The organism is Halobacillus mangrovi (genome assembly GCF_002097535.1).
Classification (GTDB): Bacteria; Bacillota; Bacilli; order Bacillales; family Halobacillaceae; genus Halobacillus; species Halobacillus mangrovi_A.
In genome coordinates this window covers 3,117,476-3,134,701 of sequence record NZ_CP020772.1, presented here as the reverse complement: position 1 = coordinate 3,134,701, position 17,226 = coordinate 3,117,476, and the positions used below count along the sequence as shown (strand labels likewise).

The window sequence follows — 17,226 nt, the reverse complement described above, 5'->3', positions numbered from 1 at the left end:
TTGTATAAATCAGTATTTTCTTAGGATCTGCTTCTTAAGATGGAGACAGTTTCTTGTCCTGTGAACCGATGTTTTTCTTCTGCAAGTAAAGCATTCGAATTAATAAGGTGATCGCACCTGCGGTCAGACCGATGATTAGGCTCATCCAATAGCCATATGGACCTAGAGCGGTGTAATTGGCAAGTAGATAGCCACTTGGCAGTCCGATAACCCAATAGGATACAAACGCCATGACTAAGGTGATGTTGACATCTTTATACCCGCGTAAGACTCCTTGAATCGGTGCTCCAAAGGCATCAGACAGTTGAAAGAAGATAGCAAAGAAAATAAAGTTTTTTGTAAGTTCGATCACCTCAGGATTTGAACTGTAAAGCCGTGCCACGGAATCGTCAAAGATATACAAGATCAGTCCAGCAATTATTGACATGAAGACCGCGGTGCCAATACCTAAATACGAGTAAGTTCGCGCATCGATAAAACGTCTTCCTCCCACTTCAAATCCGACAGCTATGGTTAATGTAAAGGCAATGCTTAAAGGAACCATATAAAGGAAAGAAGCAAAGTTAATAGCTGCCTGATGGGCTGCGATGGTATAGGTATCGTAGGCGGTCATAAAAAAAGTCACAGCAGCAAAAATACTTGTTTCAAAGAAAATGGCAAATCCGATCGGAACTCCAATTTTTAATTGCTCCCACCATTCCCTTAAGGATGGTGAGATCCAATCGGAGAATATTTTGTAATGTTTTAAAGGGTGAAGCTTATGTATCGTAATAATGATAATAACGAATGATACCCAGTAGGTCAGGGCAGAAGCAACGCCAGCCCCAATTCCTCCTAGCTCAGGAGCGCCCCATTTTCCGAAAATGAACATATAGTTAAATAATACATTTGTCGGTAATGTCAGCAGAATGATTGTCATCGATATTCTCGTCAGACCAAGTGCATCAATAAAGGAGCGCAAAATATTGAAAACGAATAAGGGAACAATGCCAATCCCCAATGTAATCAAGTAATACGTAGCTACATGGCTTACTTCAGGTTCTATGTCCAACAAGGACAGTATGGGGTCTAAAAGAAAATAACCTGTGGCTCCAATTGTAATGGCCAGAGCGATGGCAAGGTAGACGCCCTGCTTCACGGACCATGGAATGTCATTTTCTCTTCTCGCTCCTTTCAGTTGAGCCACAATTGGAGAAATAGCCATAAGGATACCATTAAGCCCTGTAAATACAGGTACCCATATGCTGGAGCCGATCGCAACACCAGCAAGCTGGTCAGGCCCTGCTTTTCCTGCCATGACTGTATCAAAGAAGTTCATTGCATACATACCAATTTGAGTGATTAAAATAGGAAGCAGAATAAAGGAAAATAGTTTTATTTTTTCACGAAGTGTTTGTGTTTCGTACATAGAATCCTTCCTTTTCTGTTACAATTCCTTTAGAGGAATACGAGGATTATAGCATATCATAGAACCTTTACCTAAAAGGAAACAGAAGCACCATAGAAAGGACGTTAAATCATGAGTCAAAAGCGAATCTTATTTACAGGCGGAGGGACGGCTGGCCACGTCATCGTTAACCTTGCCTTAATACCCGAATTTCAAAAACAAGGATATACCGTTGATTATATCGGCTCTTACGAAGGAATAGAACGCCAGTTGATTGAATCGATGGAAGGAGTTACTTATCACGGTATCTCTACTGGGAAATTAAGAAGGTACATGTCTAAAGAAAACCTAAAGGATCCGTTCAAGGTTATGAAAGGTTTGCTGCAAGCTTTGAGGATCATAGGAAAGCGCAAGCCTCAGGTGATCTTTTCAAAAGGGGGATTTGTGTCTGTTCCTGTTGTCGCTGCAGCGAAACTAAGGAGCGTACCTACAATTATTCACGAGTCTGATTATACTCCTGGACTCGCAAACAAATTATCTTTCCCTTTTGCTAAGAAGATTCTCGCAACTTTTCCGGAAACGATGAATCACTTGCCCGAAGGAAAAGGAGAATATATTGGGGCTGTTGTACGTGATGAGCTCTTCGAAGGACAACGGGCAAAAGGTCTATCCTACTGTGGATTTCATAAGCAAAAACCGGTCATTCTTGTCATGGGTGGAAGTACAGGGTCTAAAGCTCTTAACGATGCTGTACGTCATAACTTAGATGAGTTATTAAAAGACGTCCAAGTTGTGCATTTGTGCGGCAAGGGGCACAAAGATCCTTCTATCAACCGCCAGGGCTATGCCCAATTTGAGTATGTTAATGAAGAACTCAAGGACTTGTTTGCAGCTACCGACTATATCGTTTCACGCGCAGGTTCCAATGCCATTTTTGAATTTTTAGCTTTAAAAAAACCGATGCTTCTAATCCCGTTATCTAGAAAAGTAAGCCGGGGCGACCAGATTTTAAACGCCGATTCTTTTGTCAAACAGGGTTATGCACACAAGCTTGAGGAGGAAGAGTTGACGGATGAACGCTTTTTAAAAGAGATCCATGAGTTGATGGCGAACAAAGAAAAACTTTTATCTCAGATGGAGAGCTATCAAAGTCAGAAAACAAAAGATAAAGTTATATCTCTTATTCAGGATTATGAGAAAAGTAAATAATCTAACTCAACCGCTATGTGCCTAACATAGCGGTTTTGTTATAGCAGGATAGTGGAATACTTGATTTCGAGATCATTTGAGTTTAGAGGTCTCCGTTACGATGAATAGATGTAGGAGTCCCGGTAAATGGCTCGCTTTCCGTGGGCATGTGCTGAGCGTCCTCGAGCTGCCGCTCTCCGGGGTCTCACCTGTCATGCTCATCCCAGTAGTCTCACCATTTCCCGGAACTCCTTTCGATTCTTTGGTGTAACGGAAACACATAAATGGAGAAGTTATCGGAATCGTAAAGGCTATCTCTATCTAGGATATCAGGCTCATAGTTTTCAAAGAGCCCTAGAAGTCAGAAGCATTTTAAATATCAGCATTAGTCTGAATATCAGCTAACACTGATATATATCATCGGTGTAAATATCGCCGCCTATATACTAGTCCAGCAATGTAATTTGCTAAACACCCGTATCCGCACTTCTATTCAATATATTTACTGGGCACTAATTTGAAATAAGGGCCTTCAACTCCTGCTAAATGGGTCTGTAATCCCAGCTGTCATTATCCTAACAAACCCATCCCAATCGAATTTAGTATCCTGCGTGTGGCTTGATTGAAATTCTCTTAACAAAAGAATCTTAAAATAACTCCAAAACCTGTTCGATAGTTCTAACTAATGTGTGTCTAAAGTAGAAAATAAAAATAAGCAGTCTTTCCTACTTTCTCTTTACGGCGTTTCCGTTTAATCGGATAAAACGTAAGGTGGAAGGGGAAATTGTGAGACTCCTGCGGGAATGGAATGACTGGCAAGATCGCGGAGGTTGGTAAACCGAGGAAGCTTGCCGTCATCCCCGCGGAAAGCGAGCGATTTCCCCGAACACCATTCCTGGTACTAGGTAACGGAAACAGCACTCAGTAAAATAGACAATAATCTTGAATCTAGGATAAGGAGGCTTTAATCAAAGATAGAGATATAAAAAAGCTGATTTATTGTAAAAAATCTCCTTTTTCCTTTTATAAACGATCATTAAGGGGAATAAGGGGAATGATAGTACTTGTGTGGAGTGCTTAGATTCAATGAAAGAGAGACCTAATCGACTTGAAGAGGAGAGGTTGAATGATGAACACATCTTATGAGGCCAACATCTTTCACCCTAAAGACTTAAAAGAAATACGAAAACGATTCTATCCACACTTAGTTCAACGATTTGGGAAAGATCAATTGTTGGTGGATGCCTCCATTTCTGAAGCGATCGTAAATTCCTGGAAGCATGGACATGGAAGTAGTACGGATACCCCAATCAAAGTGAAGGTTACGTTCTTAAATTCCATGATGATCGTAAGAGTTCAGGACTGCGGTGAAGGGTTTAATTGGAAGGAATATCAGATTCAAAGTGATATGAAACATTGGTTTCCGAATGTTGAGGATCTTGAAGATCGTGGCAGGGGGATAGTCTTAATGCTTCGAGTTATGGACAAATTACGTTATAATAATAAGGGCAATGAATGTGTACTGATGAAAAAATATCGTCGTCAGGAGTAGGTGGAGTGAATACAAACATTTGTCGTTATTGTTACAAAGAAATTCAGGATAGAGATGAGTTGGTAACGGCTTCTAACTGGTTCCGCGTCCGTCCTTATCATTATCGATGTTTTGAGAAACTATCCCAGGAAACGGAAACAGTTGGCGGCAACTGGACACCAGTAAACGGAATGACAGGCTTAGTGACTGTGATTTTAATGCTTATTTTAGCTGCAGTCATGCTTACCACAAATATCCTTGGAATGATCGGTGATTTACTTGGGGTTCTAGCTTTATATCCTATTTTTTTAAGAATGATTTCTTATTTTGTTTTTGAGATGCGCTTGCCAAAGTATATTGAGAATAAGCGAAGACATTAAATAGAGCTGTGCTGCTGAATTTTCAGCAGCCTTTTCTATTTATATGAAGGAAGTAAAGGCATGTAAAGTGCTTCATTATTACATCGTCTCCATGCTTTTTTGATTGACTATATCTTGATACTTTCTTAATTTGATTGCTTAAACAGGCACCAGTATTTATAGTCCCATCCCTTTAATCACTTCACAAGGTCCCTTCTTTTGGCTTAACTTACAAGTTGTGTGTTAGTGAATTTCCCGTGCACGATCTATTTCATATTGAGTAAGTCAGTATTTGGTGGTCAGTAATTAGGAATGAGTAAGATCGGAATTTAAGTCGTCGACGAAAAGGTGATTTTTTTTGCTTTTACAATTTTTGTGTGGTATCTTATTGTTCGTTGCTTCGAAAAACAACATGAAGGGCCAGCGGCTCACACGTCATTCCAATCAGATTGGAAGGGAGAAAACTAATGACGAACAGCCACCCTGATTTACAAGAAGAACTGGAACGTCTATCTTTCACAAAAGCTTACATGGATCGTCTGATTGTCTCGCAGCAATCGGGACAGGAAGTGTTGAAAAAGCGCCAGGAAGACACCTTGGCTCATCTTGACTTCAAAGACAGCAGTCTCCGCTATCAAGAAATGCTTTCTAATGCAAACTTTATGAAGATGTCTAAAGACCAGCTAGAAAGCCTCATTCATCTACGTAAGAAACCTTATTTTGCCCGCATTGATTTTCATCGCAAAGAAAAACCGGAACGTGAAATCTTCTACATTGGAAAAATGTCATTGTTTGATCGGGAAACTCAGCTTCCGATCATTTTGGACTGGCGATCTCCGCTCGCTAATGTCTATTATGAAGGAAGGCTTGGAGAAGTCAGCTATAATTCTCATGGCGAGCGCTATGAGGGACATGTCTCTTTAAAACGCCAGTATCAGATTGAGGAGGGAGAGCTCGAAGATTTTCGTGATATCGATATCACGACGAAAGATGACCTGCTTCAAGACTCCCTTTCTCAGAATGCCGAGAATCGTTTGACTGAAATCGTCGCAACCATCCAGGAAGAACAGAACCAAGTCATTCGAGCAGATTTAAGAAAACCGATTATTGTTCAAGGAGCCGCAGGAAGTGGAAAAACAACGATTGCGCTTCATAGAATTTCTTATTTCTTGTATTCAATGAGAGATATCTTTAAACCAGAGGAAATGTTAATCTTAGCTCCCAACCGTCTGTTTATCCAATACATCTCTGAAGTGTTGCCAGAGCTAGGTGTTCAGCGGTCCAAGCAAACCACTTTTACAGAATTTGTAGTAAAAGTAACAGGGATCCACTGGCCGGTGACCACTCAGCATCAGATTTTAATGAAATCCATAGAAGAAGGAAAGGCAGCCGATGATCCAGCCTTATGGTCGGCGGGTTACAAAGGCTCTCAATCCTTTAAAGACTTATTGAACCGCTATATGCAATGGTTGAAAAAAGGATATCAAATTGATCAAGATTTTCTATTGGCAGGTTTCAAGATTAAAAGTGCCAAGTCAATCAATCAATTATTTTTTAAAGAGTACAATTATTTTCCTTACGAGGTTCGTATCCAAAAAATTAAAGCTGTCCTTCAAAGTGAGTTAAGAAGAAAAAAGAAGCAGATCTTATCAAAAATGGCGGAAAAATACGATGAAGAACTTGATAAAGCGCTGTTTGGTTTCAAAGATCCAGAGAAGCGTAAAACAAGGGTAAGCTTTTTAATAACAAGAAAAGAAGAACGGTTAAATGAAGTTAAAAAAGAGGCTAGAACAGCCGTTCAGCGTTTTATGAAGCAGTATCCAAAAAGAAATCTTCTGGATGTGTATGAAAAGTTGTATGAGGAAGAAATTTTCCTTTCTCTTTGTAGTTATGATACCCCTGAACTGAAGGAAATGAGGGAGTCGACAAGTAAGTACTTAAAAAAGAAACAATTGAACTCTGAAGATTTAGCTGCTTTACTTTATATCCAATCGTTCATTAAAGGAATCGACAAAGACGATCAAGCGAAAAAAGTGGTCATCGATGAAGCTCAGGATTACAGCTTCCTAGAAATTTATGCTTTACGCAGAGCCTTCCATACGGATCTTTTCACGATTGTGGGTGATCTCGCTCAGGGGATTTATCGTTATCGTGGACTGAAGAACTGGCAAGTGCTAACAAATGATGTGTTCAGAAATGTCAATTACCTCACTTTGCAAAAAACGTATCGAACCACAATCGAAATCATGGATTTAGCGAACGAGTTGTTAGTGTTAATGCCAGATGAGCTACCAAAGGCAGAACCAGTTGTAAGGCATGGCGAACTTCCTATGTTTTTGCAATGCGAAGATGGATGGAAAGAGCACTTTAAGGATAGGGTTACTCAACTTGAAGCGAGTCGAATGAACAGTTTTGCTATTGTAACCAAAACTAAACAAGATGCTGAGCATGTGGCATCAGATATTCAAGATCTTGATTTGGGATTTAAAATGCTTGAGGAAGACGAAGAAATGAGCGAGCGAATGATCCTCCCTGCCTACCTTGCTAAAGGGCTGGAGTTTGATGTTGTTTTCTTATACAGTCACCATCATCGTTATCAGCTTAAGGAATTAGATATAAAAATGTTATATGTGGCTATGACACGACCGCTCCACAAACTTTACTTGATCGGCCATACTCCTGAAGATTTTTTATTGAATCAAGTGAAGGAGTCGTTATATTCAACGATCCATCGAAAGGTTTGAATGCTTTTAAAGTAAGGGAACGTTAGAAAAGAACTTTCTTGCTAAAGGAGAAGATAAAAATGAGTTTAACGGAAGCTGTAACATTAGCAAATGGATTGAAAATGCCAAAAGTCGGACTTGGCGTTTATAAAATGGAAAACGATGAAGAAGTCATTAACGCTGTAAAATCAGCTCTTGATGTTGGCTACCGCCATATTGATACGGCTTCTTTTTATGACAATGAAGAAGGAGTCGGGAAAGCGATCAAAGAAAGTTCAATTCCTAGAGACGAGCTTTTTGTGACAACAAAAGTTTGGAATGATGAACAAGGGTATGAAGAGACACTTCAGGCGTTCGAACGAAGCTTGAAGAAGCTGGAGCTGGATTACTTAGATTTGTATTTGATTCATTGGCCGGTTCCTGGGAAGTTCAAAGATACTTGGAAAGCGCTAGAGAAGCTTTATCAAGACGGAAAATTAAAAGCGATTGGTGTATGTAACTTTATGGAGCACCATCTTGAAGAGCTTTTAGAGGATGCAGTAGAAAAGCCTATGGTGAACCAGGTTGAGTTCCACCCTGAACTTTACCAAAAAGATCTAGCTGATTACTGCTACCAGAAAGGAATTCAACTTGAAGCCTGGGCACCTCTTGGAAGAGGGCGCTACTTTGATGCCGCTATTTTAAAACAGCTGGCTGTAAAATACGATAAAACACCAGCTCAGATTATACTGCGCTGGCATTTACAGCATGATGTTGTGATTATCCCTAAATCTTCTAACAAGGAAAGGCAGAAAGAAAACGCTGATCTTTTCGATTTTGATATGAACGATGATGAAATGAAGAAGATTGATGCTCTTCATAAAAATGAAAGAATTGGAAAGCATCCGGATGAATTTGACTATGAGGGATAAATAGTAAGACCCTGAAGAATTTCTTCAGGGTCTTCTTTATTCTGTAATTCCATAACGTAATATCTTCATTTTTACATCAAACTTGACATCGTAGTTTGGAATCTCGTCTCGCCAGCTTTCTCTTGTTAACTGATCTTTTTTAGTGGTGGTATTATATTTTTTACCGAAACCACCAGAATCCACTTGGAATTCTATTAACTGATTCATTACTCGTTTTAAATGAGCTTCTATTTCTTTTTCAACTTGTTTTTCGAGTGCTTGTATTGCTTTTTTTTCCTTTAAATCGATGTCCTTTGTAATTTCGAGTAGTCTTGCTTCCATATTTATTTTGACGGTATAATCTGCAGGGTCCTGTTTATTAGGTTTGATGGATAAATTACTCCCCATTTGGTAAAGAGACACGTACAACTCGTCCTCTTCATGAGGGTCTTTAATACTCTTTTCTTTTAGGTAGTCATCTAAAGAATTCTTAGGCAGTTTAAGCTGGAATTCCCCATGTTCCAATTCGTCTCTTATCATCATAAGAAAGATAATGTCATCCGCTGGCAGACTTCCTACATAGCGGTCATCCTGAAATAACGCTAGTCCTTTAATAATACCTTTTCCATTTTCTAATGTTAACAAGGGCAGGACAGGATCGGCTCCTATACTGAAAAAATCTTGCTGAAAAACCGTTAAGGTGGCATCTGTAATCATTTCGTGCTTGATGCTTTTCTCGATCAGTCTGTGTAGGTATTCTCCCGTATTTGGAGCATCTTCGGAAGGTGTTGATTTAAGAATATCGGAAGTTGGAACATCACTTACAGCCAGAAGGGACATATCGGAAACTTTGGCATCACGGGAAAGGGTATCCATATACCTGGTTAACCCTTTAGATGCAAGTTCATTATGGAAAAGCGCCACCCGTACTTGCCCTGAAACGAGCTTGTGACTAGTTTTCCTATGTGCTTGTAATCTGATCCCTTTTGAAGTGTTGGCTTCACTTGTAACGACTTGAGATGTATTAGTTGTGGTGGGGTCAAATTGGAAGAGTACCAGTGTTCCCCTGATTTTCTTATCTTCCAGTAAGTCATAGCCTACAGCTGTAATAATTCCTAATTGCTCAATATAGTTTTTCGGAATACATCCTGTACAAAGTAGTAAGAGGATAACTATACAAACAGTCCTCATACAGTACCTCTCCTTTTTCTCCATAGTTTTCTAATCTTCAGGGAAACAAAAACAAGCAAAGGATAGACAAATACAAGCCAAAACCCTAATTTAGAAGTATAATCCGTTAATGTATTAATATCTACGCGATATTCGATTAAGGTGGAGGCTAAAAATATCAGCACACTGATTACATATAAGCTTTTTTTCTTGGGAGCATTAAACATCCGGTTTAACGTATGCAAAAGCATCCAGCAAAGTAATACGATGTTTGGAATCACCACCATCATCCAAAGAGCTACAGCAATAAAATCGAAACGCTCGATGATAGGGAAGCTTATAATTTTAAATAGTGCTAACGTAGCCCACACGGTTTGCTCTAAATGATCAGGTGAAAAATAACCAATAGAAACTACTGTCACTAACAGAATCAAGAATGTAGTTAACCCCAAAGCTAAGTGAATAGGAAGAGATACTTTGTCCTTGTTTTTTATATAGGGATAGACAAATAAAATGATTTCCATTCCTAACACCGTGTAGGCTGTTTTTTGCGCCCCTTTTAATATTTCCAGTGGGCTGGATTGTGCGAGGGGTAGAAAGTTATCCCAATCCATATACGTAATTGGCTTATAAATTGTAAGAGCGAGCCAGATCGTCATAAAGAAGAAGATAAAGCTCGTACCGACAACTACTCGAAAGCCCCCTAACACACAATAGATCATGAGAAAAAGTAAAAAGAGACTCATGAGCCATATGGGCATACTTGGAAAAATGAATACTTGGACGACCTCTACATAATTTTTGATGACAGATAAAAGTATAAAAAATTGGTATATCAGGAAGATAACTCCTATGCTGATCCCGATGAATTTTCCATAAAGGTCGCATTGGATTCCGAGAATATCTGCACTTTCGTACTCCCTTAAAATAGAGATCATGATCCATCCTATAAAGTGAAGGTACAATCCAGCAATTAAAACAGAGATCCAGGCATCATGCCCTGCTTCCAAGTAAAGAATACGTGGAACTCCCATGATTCCGGCACCCGTTTGAATCGTGTGAACAATAAAGAATAAGTAAAAAGCGCTTACTGCGACATTTGGTTTAATGGTTAAATTTGTTTTCATGATGGATCCACATCTTTATGTTCATGAGATTTTTTATTACTGTAGCGTTGCTTATCTTTTGGCATCGCACTCAACGGTCGTCTGGTGTTTTTTTGAAAAGGTAGACGGAAGATGGAATCATTAAAATCTCTAAGCGAAAGTGGATATATAGGTGCCAAATATGGGCGGCCAAGTGACTTCTGCTTTAATAGATGAATGATAAGAAAGCTAAGTGCGAAAGTAATGCCAATTAGCCCCCATGCTCCAGCGAGGATAATCATTGGAAATCTGACTATCCTTATGGCTGTACCCATCAAATAACTAGGTGCTGTAAATGAAGCAAGAGCACTTAAAGCGATAATTATGATCAGGATATTGCTAGTGAAACCTGCCTGAACGGCAGCCTGCCCAAGAACGATACCACCCACGATACCCATTGTTTGACCCACTTTTGTGGGAAGTCTGGCTCCAGCCTCTCGTAATAATTCAATGAGTATTTCCAAGAGTAAGGCTTCCAATACTGGAGGGAAAGGCACGTTAGCTCTCGATTGTCCCAAAGTTACCATGAGAGAGGAAGGGATTACTTCATAATGGTAGGTAAGTGCTGCTACGTACATTGGAGTTAAGATAATAGAGATAAACATAGCTGAAAATCTGAGTAATCGGATAAACGATCCCATGTTCCATCGCATATACAGATCTTCGGTTGATTCAAAATAACTAAATAAAGTCATTGGACCTATGAGCATCGTGGGGCTTTTGTCTACCATAACGCCGACTCTTCCTTTAGTAATCGAGTTACAGAAGCGGTCAGGGAGCTCAGTAAAGAGGAGCTGTGGGAAGACAGAGCTTGAAGAATCCTCAATTAGCTGTCCTAAGACACTTGTATCTTCTACTTCAGCTACTTTTAAATCTCTAATTCGCTGTCTCATTGTTTCTACGTTCTCTTCGTCAGCCAAAGATTTCAAATACACGATCCGTACTTCAGATTTGATCCGTTCCCCTACGATCATTTTCTCCATGACCAGGTCTTCTGTATCCAGTCTCCAACGGATTACATTTAGATTTGTAACGAGAGATTCAGTGAAAGACATCTGCGGACCAAAAACCAACGATTCAGTTTCTGCCCGTTCAATTCCCCGGTGATCCTGTTGAGGAAGAAAATAGGTGACGGCTTCACTCTCTCCTTCAATATAGACACATATATTTCCATGTATTAGCTGTTCTGTAAGCTTCTTTATCGACTTCTCTTTACTGGAAGAAGCTAATGGGATTTTATTTTGCAAGTCTTGATTCGTCCATGGTTTCCGTGATTGAGTTAGAGGTTCAAGCAATTCTCTCTCAAGACGATCCTTTTTCACTTGATAGGAGATGAAAAGGACAATAATGGACTGCCCCTCCATTTGAAAAACTTTTTGAACCAAGTCCGGGCTTTGGTTGAATTGTTCTTTCATCGTATCCAAAAAAGTTTGCGTGTTCATGGGTAATTTCAAATGGTCCATTTTCCTTTCCTCCTTCTCAAGATAGATACAAATAGTATGCGGAAAAGAGGGGACATTATAAGTGAAATCATTCCTTATTGAATTCCTTACAAAAACTTAATCATTTTTTCTGAAAGGAGGAGGAAATGTGAATTTGCAGCTAATCGAAGTATATATTCCTGACCGTCATTTTGAGTCGATCAATGAAAACCTGCAGGAATTCGATCACCAGTCGTATTGGGTGTCGAGTGAGTCAGAGGAGAGGATGCTTGTTCGTATCCTTGTTGAAACTCGTAATGTAGAAGAAATACTCAATTATTTAGAAGAAGTATCAAATGTGGTAGAAGGTTTTGAAACGATGCTTATCCCAGTTCAAACCTATTTATCAAAAGAAACAATTCACGAGGAAGCAAAAGAAGAAAAAGAAAAACAGAAACAAGAGAAGGAGGAAGAAAAAGCAAGTTTACTAAGGGCGAGCCGTCACGAATTGTTAAGTTCCGTGGAAAAGAATAGTCAAATTACTTTAAATTATTCCTTATTAATCATTCTTTCTGCCGTCGTTGCCACTGTTGGCTTTTTGAAGGACAGCGAGGCTGTCGTCATTGGAGCAATGGTGATTGCACCAATGATTGGTCCTGTAATCGCTATCGCTTTTTCTTCTATTCTGGGTGATTATAAGCTTCTCGGAAAATCCATTGCTACTTCTTTGTATGGAGTCGCTATCGTATTGATCATCTCTATCTTATTTGGATATTTCTCTGATATGGGAATGGAGACAGATCAATACATCGACCGAACGAAAGTCACGATTGTGGATATATTCCTGGGTGTCGCTTCAGGGGCGGCAGGAGCACTCGCTTTCCTCAACCGCTTGTCCGGTAATCTGGTCGGAGTGATGGTCGCTGTAGCCCTGTTGCCGCCGAGTGTAGCCATGGGTATGTCACTTGGAGACGGATCTTATGAACTAGCTTTTGGCGCATTTTTGCTAGTTACCGTTAACATCATGTCCATTTTGTTAGCGGCTGTCAGCATCTTCTCCATTAGTGGAATCCGTCCAGTTAGGTGGGAAGAGGTGCAGCGTGCAAATGTATCCAGGCCGCTATCGATTGTTTTTGTCACGATAATCATTATTATTCTTGCCTTGGTGATCCTTGTGGGTAAGGACCTAACCTATCCATAACAAAATCGGTTGAAAAAAATTTACAAAAATACAGTTGATTTAATTTTTTGAAAATTATATAATAAATAATCATTGATACAAGGAGGTCACGACGATGAAAAAACAACGTTTAATTCAAACGACAATTTCATATCGATCGTGGCAGTTTCTTAACCTTGTATAGGAATCGTTTGATTTCAAAACCATAGGATACACAAGGCCACGGTTAGTCTACGTGTCCTTTTTTTGTATGTAGAGCATACGTCATGGACGTATGCTCTTTTTTTGATGTTCTGCGAGGTAATTTCCTTGCTTGACATAAATAAAAATTTTTAGGAGGTCTTATGAAATGATTAGAACTAAGAACCGTCAAGAATGGAACGATGATTGGAAAGAGAGCGGTTAGCAGAGAACGGTAAGTGGGAAAGGACGGAAATTCTATGTTTAGTGTTTTATTTAAATTAAGCTGGTTTTTTAAAAAATACTGGAAGCGGTACACCTTTGCAGTTATCGCCCTAGTTATTGCAAGTGTGATCGACCTCATTCCGCCTAAAATTATTGGAATGGCGATTGACGAAATCCAGTTTGATACATTTACTTCAGAAAAATTGATGGAGGTCATATTGATCTATGGGGGAGTCATCATTGCCAGCTATTCCATCTCCTACTTATGGGATTATACCTTATTCAGTGGAGCTATGATCATGGAGAAGACGATGCGCTCAAGGTTGATGGACCATTTTCTAAAGATGACCCCGACGTTTTTCGGTAAGAACCGAACTGGCGATTTGATGGCTCGAGCAACAAATGATTTGAAGGCGCTCACGATGACAGCGGGTTTTGGTATTTTAACGCTTGTTGATTCTACGGTATTCATGCTGTTAATCATCTCTGTCATGGGATTTACAATCAGTTGGAAGCTGACCTTAGCGGCACTTCTTCCTTTGCCAATCATGGCTGTTGCCATGAATAAGTATGGCAATGTAATTCACGCTCGGTTTACAGAAGCTCAGACTGCTTTTGGAGAAATGAATAACAATGTGCTTGAATCTGTCCGTGGAGTCCGGGTTCTGCGTGCTTTTGTACAGGAAGATAATGATAATCAAAGGTTTCAAACGATGACGGAGGATGTTTATGACAAAAATATCGAAGTCGCTAAAATCGATGCACTATTTGAGCCTACGATTAAAATCCTTGTCGGACTCTCATACACCATAGGGCTCGGTTATGGGGCATCACTTGTTTTCCAGAATGTCATTACACTAGGGCAAATGGTTTCTTTTAACGTGTATTTAGGAATGCTGATTTGGCCGATGTTCGCTGTTGGAGAGCTGATCAATGTTTTACAACGTGGTAATGCCTCCCTTGAACGAGTGAACGAAACGCTGGATTATAAGCCAGATGTGTGGAGTCCTGCCATTTCCAAAGTGATGGATCGCCCAAAAGAAATCAAATTCAAGAATGTATCCTTCCAATACCCGGAAGCAGAGATGGCAGGCTTAAAGGATATTAATATCAGTATCCGCCAGGGTGAGACAATCGGAATTGTCGGCAAGACGGGCGCAGGTAAGACCACGATCTTCCGTCAGCTGCTTCGTGAGTATCCAGGGATTAAAGGGGATTTACACATCAATGGTGTCGATATACAAGAGCTGGAACTTGAAACTACACGTTCCTGGATCGGTTATGTGCCGCAAGATCAAGTGCTTTTTTCAAAAACAGTGCGAGAAAATATTCAATTCGGTAAATCGGATGCGACGGACGACGAAATTTACCGCGTTCTTAAGCTTGCTCATTTCCTAGAGGATATTAAAAATCTTCCTAAAGGATTGGATACAAAAGTCGGAGAGAGCGGTGTCACGTTATCAGGAGGACAAAAACAGCGTGTTTCGATTGCTAGAGCCTTCATCATGGATCCACAAATTTTAATTCTGGATGATGCCATGTCAGCAGTGGACGGAAAAACAGAGGCAAATATCATTGAACATTTAAGAAGAGAAAGAAAAGGTAAGACCACTTTGATCGCAGCTCATCGCTTGTCTGCTGTGACTCATTCGGACCATATCATCGTCCTTGATGAAGGGCGAATTGTAGAAGAAGGCACCCATGATGAACTCATCCGCGAAAGTGGTTGGTATCAAGAGCAATATGAACGACAACAGTTAGAAGATGGGGAGGTGAGACGATGAAGAAAATATCTACGGAGCGCAAATTGCTTCAGTATGCTTTGTATTTTAAAAAGAGCATCCTCATCGGGGTGATCTGTCTTGTCCTAGCGGTTGCATTGGAATTGACAGGTCCATTCATCGCCAAACGATTGATCGATGAACATATTGTTGGCATCGAAGATCAATGGTATCAAGTGGAGACGAAAGATCAGTACACAGTAGCTTACGATGGTGAATGGTATAAACGAGTGGACCGGCTGGATGGAACGGAAAATACATTGGCTGTAGCAACAATACTTCAGGTAAACCGCTCTTACTATTTTGTGAATGAAGAGCTTCCCACTACAGGGAACCGGGAGATTGATGGAGGCCAGCTGATACTTAAGTCGCCTGAGCAAACCTATCAAGTTGAAGCCAAGTCGCTTTCGCTTGCTCAGCTATTCCGTTTCTTCCAACCAGAAATCCCTTCGATCTATTGGCTGTTAGGAATTTATGTAGGTCTGTTATTAATTGCTGCTGCTTTTCAATTCACCCATACGTTTTTATTACAAAAGTCTTCAAACAGAATCATACGTAAGATGAGGAATGACCTTTTCACTCATATTCAGCGTCTCCCAGTCCAGTATTTTGTCAATCAGCCAGCGGGCAAAATCGTGGCCCGAGTGACGAACGATACGGAAGCGATCCGAGAGCTTTATGTTCGGGTGTTAGCGACTTTTGTAACGAGCTTTTTCTATATGGCAGGCATATATGTCGCATTATTTTTACTGGATGTAAGGCTTGCTCTCATGTGTTTATTGCTCGTTCCAATCATTTATGTATGGATGAAGCTTTATAAGCGATATGGCGGAAAATATAACAAAGTCGTCAGGTCTACGGTCAGTGATATGAATGGAAATATTAATGAAGCGATTCAAGGAATGTCAATCATCCAGGCATATCGTCAGGAGCAACAAACGTCTAATGACTTTGAAAAACTGAATGAGCGGCATTTTACTTATCAAAGGAAACTTGTTCGATTAAGTGCGCTTACTTCATGGAATCTTGTTAATGTATTGCGGAATATCGCTTTTGTAGGTTTCTTATGGTATTTCGGTTCTCAGTCTTTAGGAGCAGAAGGAGTAGTGACAGTTGGGGTTTTATATGCCTTCGTAGATTATTTGAACCGACTTTTCCAGCCAATCACCGATTTGGTCAATCAGCTTCCACAGCTTGAGGAAGCTCGAGTATCAGCAGGTCGAGTGTTTCAATTGCTGGATGAAGAATCAGAAACGATGGATACCGGGAAGATCAAACGATACGATGGTCATATTGTATTTGATCAGGTCACGTTTGCTTATGACGAAGGCAATGATGTTCTAAAAGATATTTCTTTTGATATTAGACCAGGGCAGACGGCGGCTTTTGTCGGACACACTGGATCTGGGAAAAGCTCGATAATGAACTTGTTATTCAGGTTCTATGACCCGCAGCGTGGGTCCATCACGATTGATGGGCATTCCACTAAAGATTGGTCCAGGCAACAAGTACGAAGCCATATGGGGATTGTTCTTCAAGACCCCTTTATATTCTCTGGAACAATCTTGTCGAATGTAACGATGCATGATGACCGTATTTCCCGGGAAATGGCGAAAGAAGCTCTAAAAGCCGTTGGTGCTGATCGTTTCATCGAAAAGTTACCGAAAGGGTATGATACTCCTGTAAAAGAAAAAGGAGATTCCCTATCCATGGGAGAAAGGCAGTTGATTTCGTTTGCCAGAGCTTTAGCCTTTGATCCAGCTATTTTGATTCTTGATGAAGCGACTGCAAATATCGATACAGAAACCGAACAGATGATCCAAAAAGCACTAGAAGTCCTGAAAAGAGGACGTACGACGTTAGTCATCGCTCACAGGTTGTCTACCATCCAGCAGGCAGATCAAATTTTTGTCTTAAACCATGGTACAATGGTAGAGCAAGGGACACATAAAGAGCTGATCGCACAAGGAGGCCAATATTACCAGATGTATCAAATGCAGCAAGGCTCCGTAAAGGTCAGCGCGATGTAGTTCCAATTCTCCTGTA

12 protein-coding genes are annotated in these 17,226 nt (G+C 40.3%); 8 read left to right on the top strand and 4 right to left on the bottom strand.

All coding sequences use genetic code 11. The features are described 5' to 3' along the window. Window positions 1-34: 34 nt before the first annotated feature. Window positions 35-1,408, bottom strand: a complete 1,374-nt coding sequence (locus HM131_RS15615; protein ID WP_085030649.1) for an MATE family efflux transporter — start codon at window positions 1,406-1,408, stop codon at window positions 35-37. A gap of 111 nt (window positions 1,409-1,519) precedes the next feature. On the opposite strand from HM131_RS15615, the gene HM131_RS15610 reads away from it, so the two are divergent. The 5 genes from HM131_RS15610 to HM131_RS15590 all read left to right on the top strand — a co-directional run bounded on the left by HM131_RS15610 (window position 1,520) and on the right by HM131_RS15590 (window position 8,099). Next, entirely contained in the window at window positions 1,520-2,596 is a 1,077-nt protein-coding gene (locus HM131_RS15610) for an undecaprenyldiphospho-muramoylpentapeptide beta-N-acetylglucosaminyltransferase (RefSeq protein ID WP_085030648.1), read from the top strand. A gap of 1,105 nt (window positions 2,597-3,701) precedes the next feature. Further along, window positions 3,702-4,127, top strand: a complete 426-nt coding sequence (locus HM131_RS15605; RefSeq protein WP_085030647.1) for an ATP-binding protein — start codon at window positions 3,702-3,704, stop codon at window positions 4,125-4,127. Window positions 4,128-4,132: 5 nt separating this feature from the next. Next, entirely contained in the window at window positions 4,133-4,486 is a 354-nt protein-coding gene (locus tag HM131_RS15600) for a hypothetical protein (RefSeq protein ID WP_085030646.1), read from the top strand. A gap of 446 nt (window positions 4,487-4,932) precedes the next feature. After that, window positions 4,933-7,209 (top strand): RNA polymerase recycling motor HelD, encoded by a 2,277-nt coding sequence (gene helD, locus HM131_RS15595; protein ID WP_085030645.1) that lies wholly within the window; start codon window positions 4,933-4,935, stop codon window positions 7,207-7,209. Between the two features lie 59 nt (window positions 7,210-7,268). Continuing rightward, the gene (locus HM131_RS15590; RefSeq protein ID WP_085030644.1) at window positions 7,269-8,099 is read left to right on the top strand and encodes an aldo/keto reductase; all 831 of its coding nucleotides are present in this window, start codon (window positions 7,269-7,271) and stop codon (window positions 8,097-8,099) included. 36 nt (window positions 8,100-8,135) lie between these two features. On the opposite strand, the gene HM131_RS15585 is transcribed toward HM131_RS15590, so the two are convergent. Genes HM131_RS15585 through HM131_RS15575 form a run of 3 tightly spaced genes read right to left on the bottom strand, consistent with a single transcriptional unit; the run spans window position 8,136 to window position 11,856 of the window. Further along, window positions 8,136-9,269, bottom strand: coding sequence for a Ger(x)C family spore germination protein (locus HM131_RS15585; protein WP_085030643.1), 1,134 nt, complete (start codon window positions 9,267-9,269; stop codon window positions 8,136-8,138). Then, window positions 9,266-10,375, bottom strand: coding sequence for a GerAB/ArcD/ProY family transporter (locus tag HM131_RS15580; RefSeq protein WP_085030642.1), 1,110 nt, complete (start codon window positions 10,373-10,375; stop codon window positions 9,266-9,268). The genes HM131_RS15585 and HM131_RS15580 overlap by 4 nt, the downstream gene beginning before the upstream one ends. After that, window positions 10,372-11,856: a spore germination protein gene (locus HM131_RS15575; RefSeq protein ID WP_085030641.1), complete on the bottom strand. Its 1,485-nt coding sequence runs from the start codon at window positions 11,854-11,856 to the stop codon at window positions 10,372-10,374. The genes HM131_RS15580 and HM131_RS15575 overlap by 4 nt, the downstream gene beginning before the upstream one ends. Window positions 11,857-11,983: 127 nt before the next feature. Here HM131_RS15575 and HM131_RS15570 point away from each other — a divergent pair, with 127 nt between their 5' ends. From HM131_RS15570 to HM131_RS15560, 3 genes are all read left to right on the top strand, one after another. Beyond that, window positions 11,984-13,015: a TIGR00341 family protein gene (locus HM131_RS15570; protein WP_085030640.1), complete on the top strand. Its 1,032-nt coding sequence runs from the start codon at window positions 11,984-11,986 to the stop codon at window positions 13,013-13,015. A 419-nt stretch (window positions 13,016-13,434) separates the two neighbouring features. After that, on the top strand, window positions 13,435-15,183 hold the full coding sequence (locus HM131_RS15565) for an ABC transporter ATP-binding protein (RefSeq protein ID WP_085030639.1): 1,749 nt from the start codon (window positions 13,435-13,437) through the stop codon (window positions 15,181-15,183). Then, window positions 15,180-17,210 (top strand): ABC transporter ATP-binding protein, encoded by a 2,031-nt coding sequence (locus HM131_RS15560; RefSeq protein ID WP_085030638.1) that lies wholly within the window; start codon window positions 15,180-15,182, stop codon window positions 17,208-17,210. The genes HM131_RS15565 and HM131_RS15560 overlap by 4 nt, the downstream gene beginning before the upstream one ends. Window positions 17,211-17,226: the final 16 nt, after the last annotated feature.

Coding starts and splice junctions, on each gene's coding strand:
- HM131_RS15615 (WP_085030649.1), bottom strand. CDS start 1,408: ATGTACGAAACACAAACACTTCGTGAAAAAATAAAACTATTTTCCTTT.
- HM131_RS15565 (WP_085030639.1), top strand. CDS start 13,435: ATGTTTAGTGTTTTATTTAAATTAAGCTGGTTTTTTAAAAAATACTGG.
- HM131_RS15585 (WP_085030643.1), bottom strand. CDS start 9,269: ATGAGGACTGTTTGTATAGTTATCCTCTTACTACTTTGTACAGGATGT.
- HM131_RS15575 (WP_085030641.1), bottom strand. CDS start 11,856: ATGGACCATTTGAAATTACCCATGAACACGCAAACTTTTTTGGATACG.
- HM131_RS15580 (WP_085030642.1), bottom strand. CDS start 10,375: ATGAAAACAAATTTAACCATTAAACCAAATGTCGCAGTAAGCGCTTTT.
- HM131_RS15610 (WP_085030648.1), top strand. CDS start 1,520: ATGAGTCAAAAGCGAATCTTATTTACAGGCGGAGGGACGGCTGGCCAC.
- helD (WP_085030645.1), top strand. CDS start 4,933: ATGACGAACAGCCACCCTGATTTACAAGAAGAACTGGAACGTCTATCT.
- HM131_RS15560 (WP_085030638.1), top strand. CDS start 15,180: ATGAAGAAAATATCTACGGAGCGCAAATTGCTTCAGTATGCTTTGTAT.
- HM131_RS15605 (WP_085030647.1), top strand. CDS start 3,702: ATGATGAACACATCTTATGAGGCCAACATCTTTCACCCTAAAGACTTA.
- HM131_RS15590 (WP_085030644.1), top strand. CDS start 7,269: ATGAGTTTAACGGAAGCTGTAACATTAGCAAATGGATTGAAAATGCCA.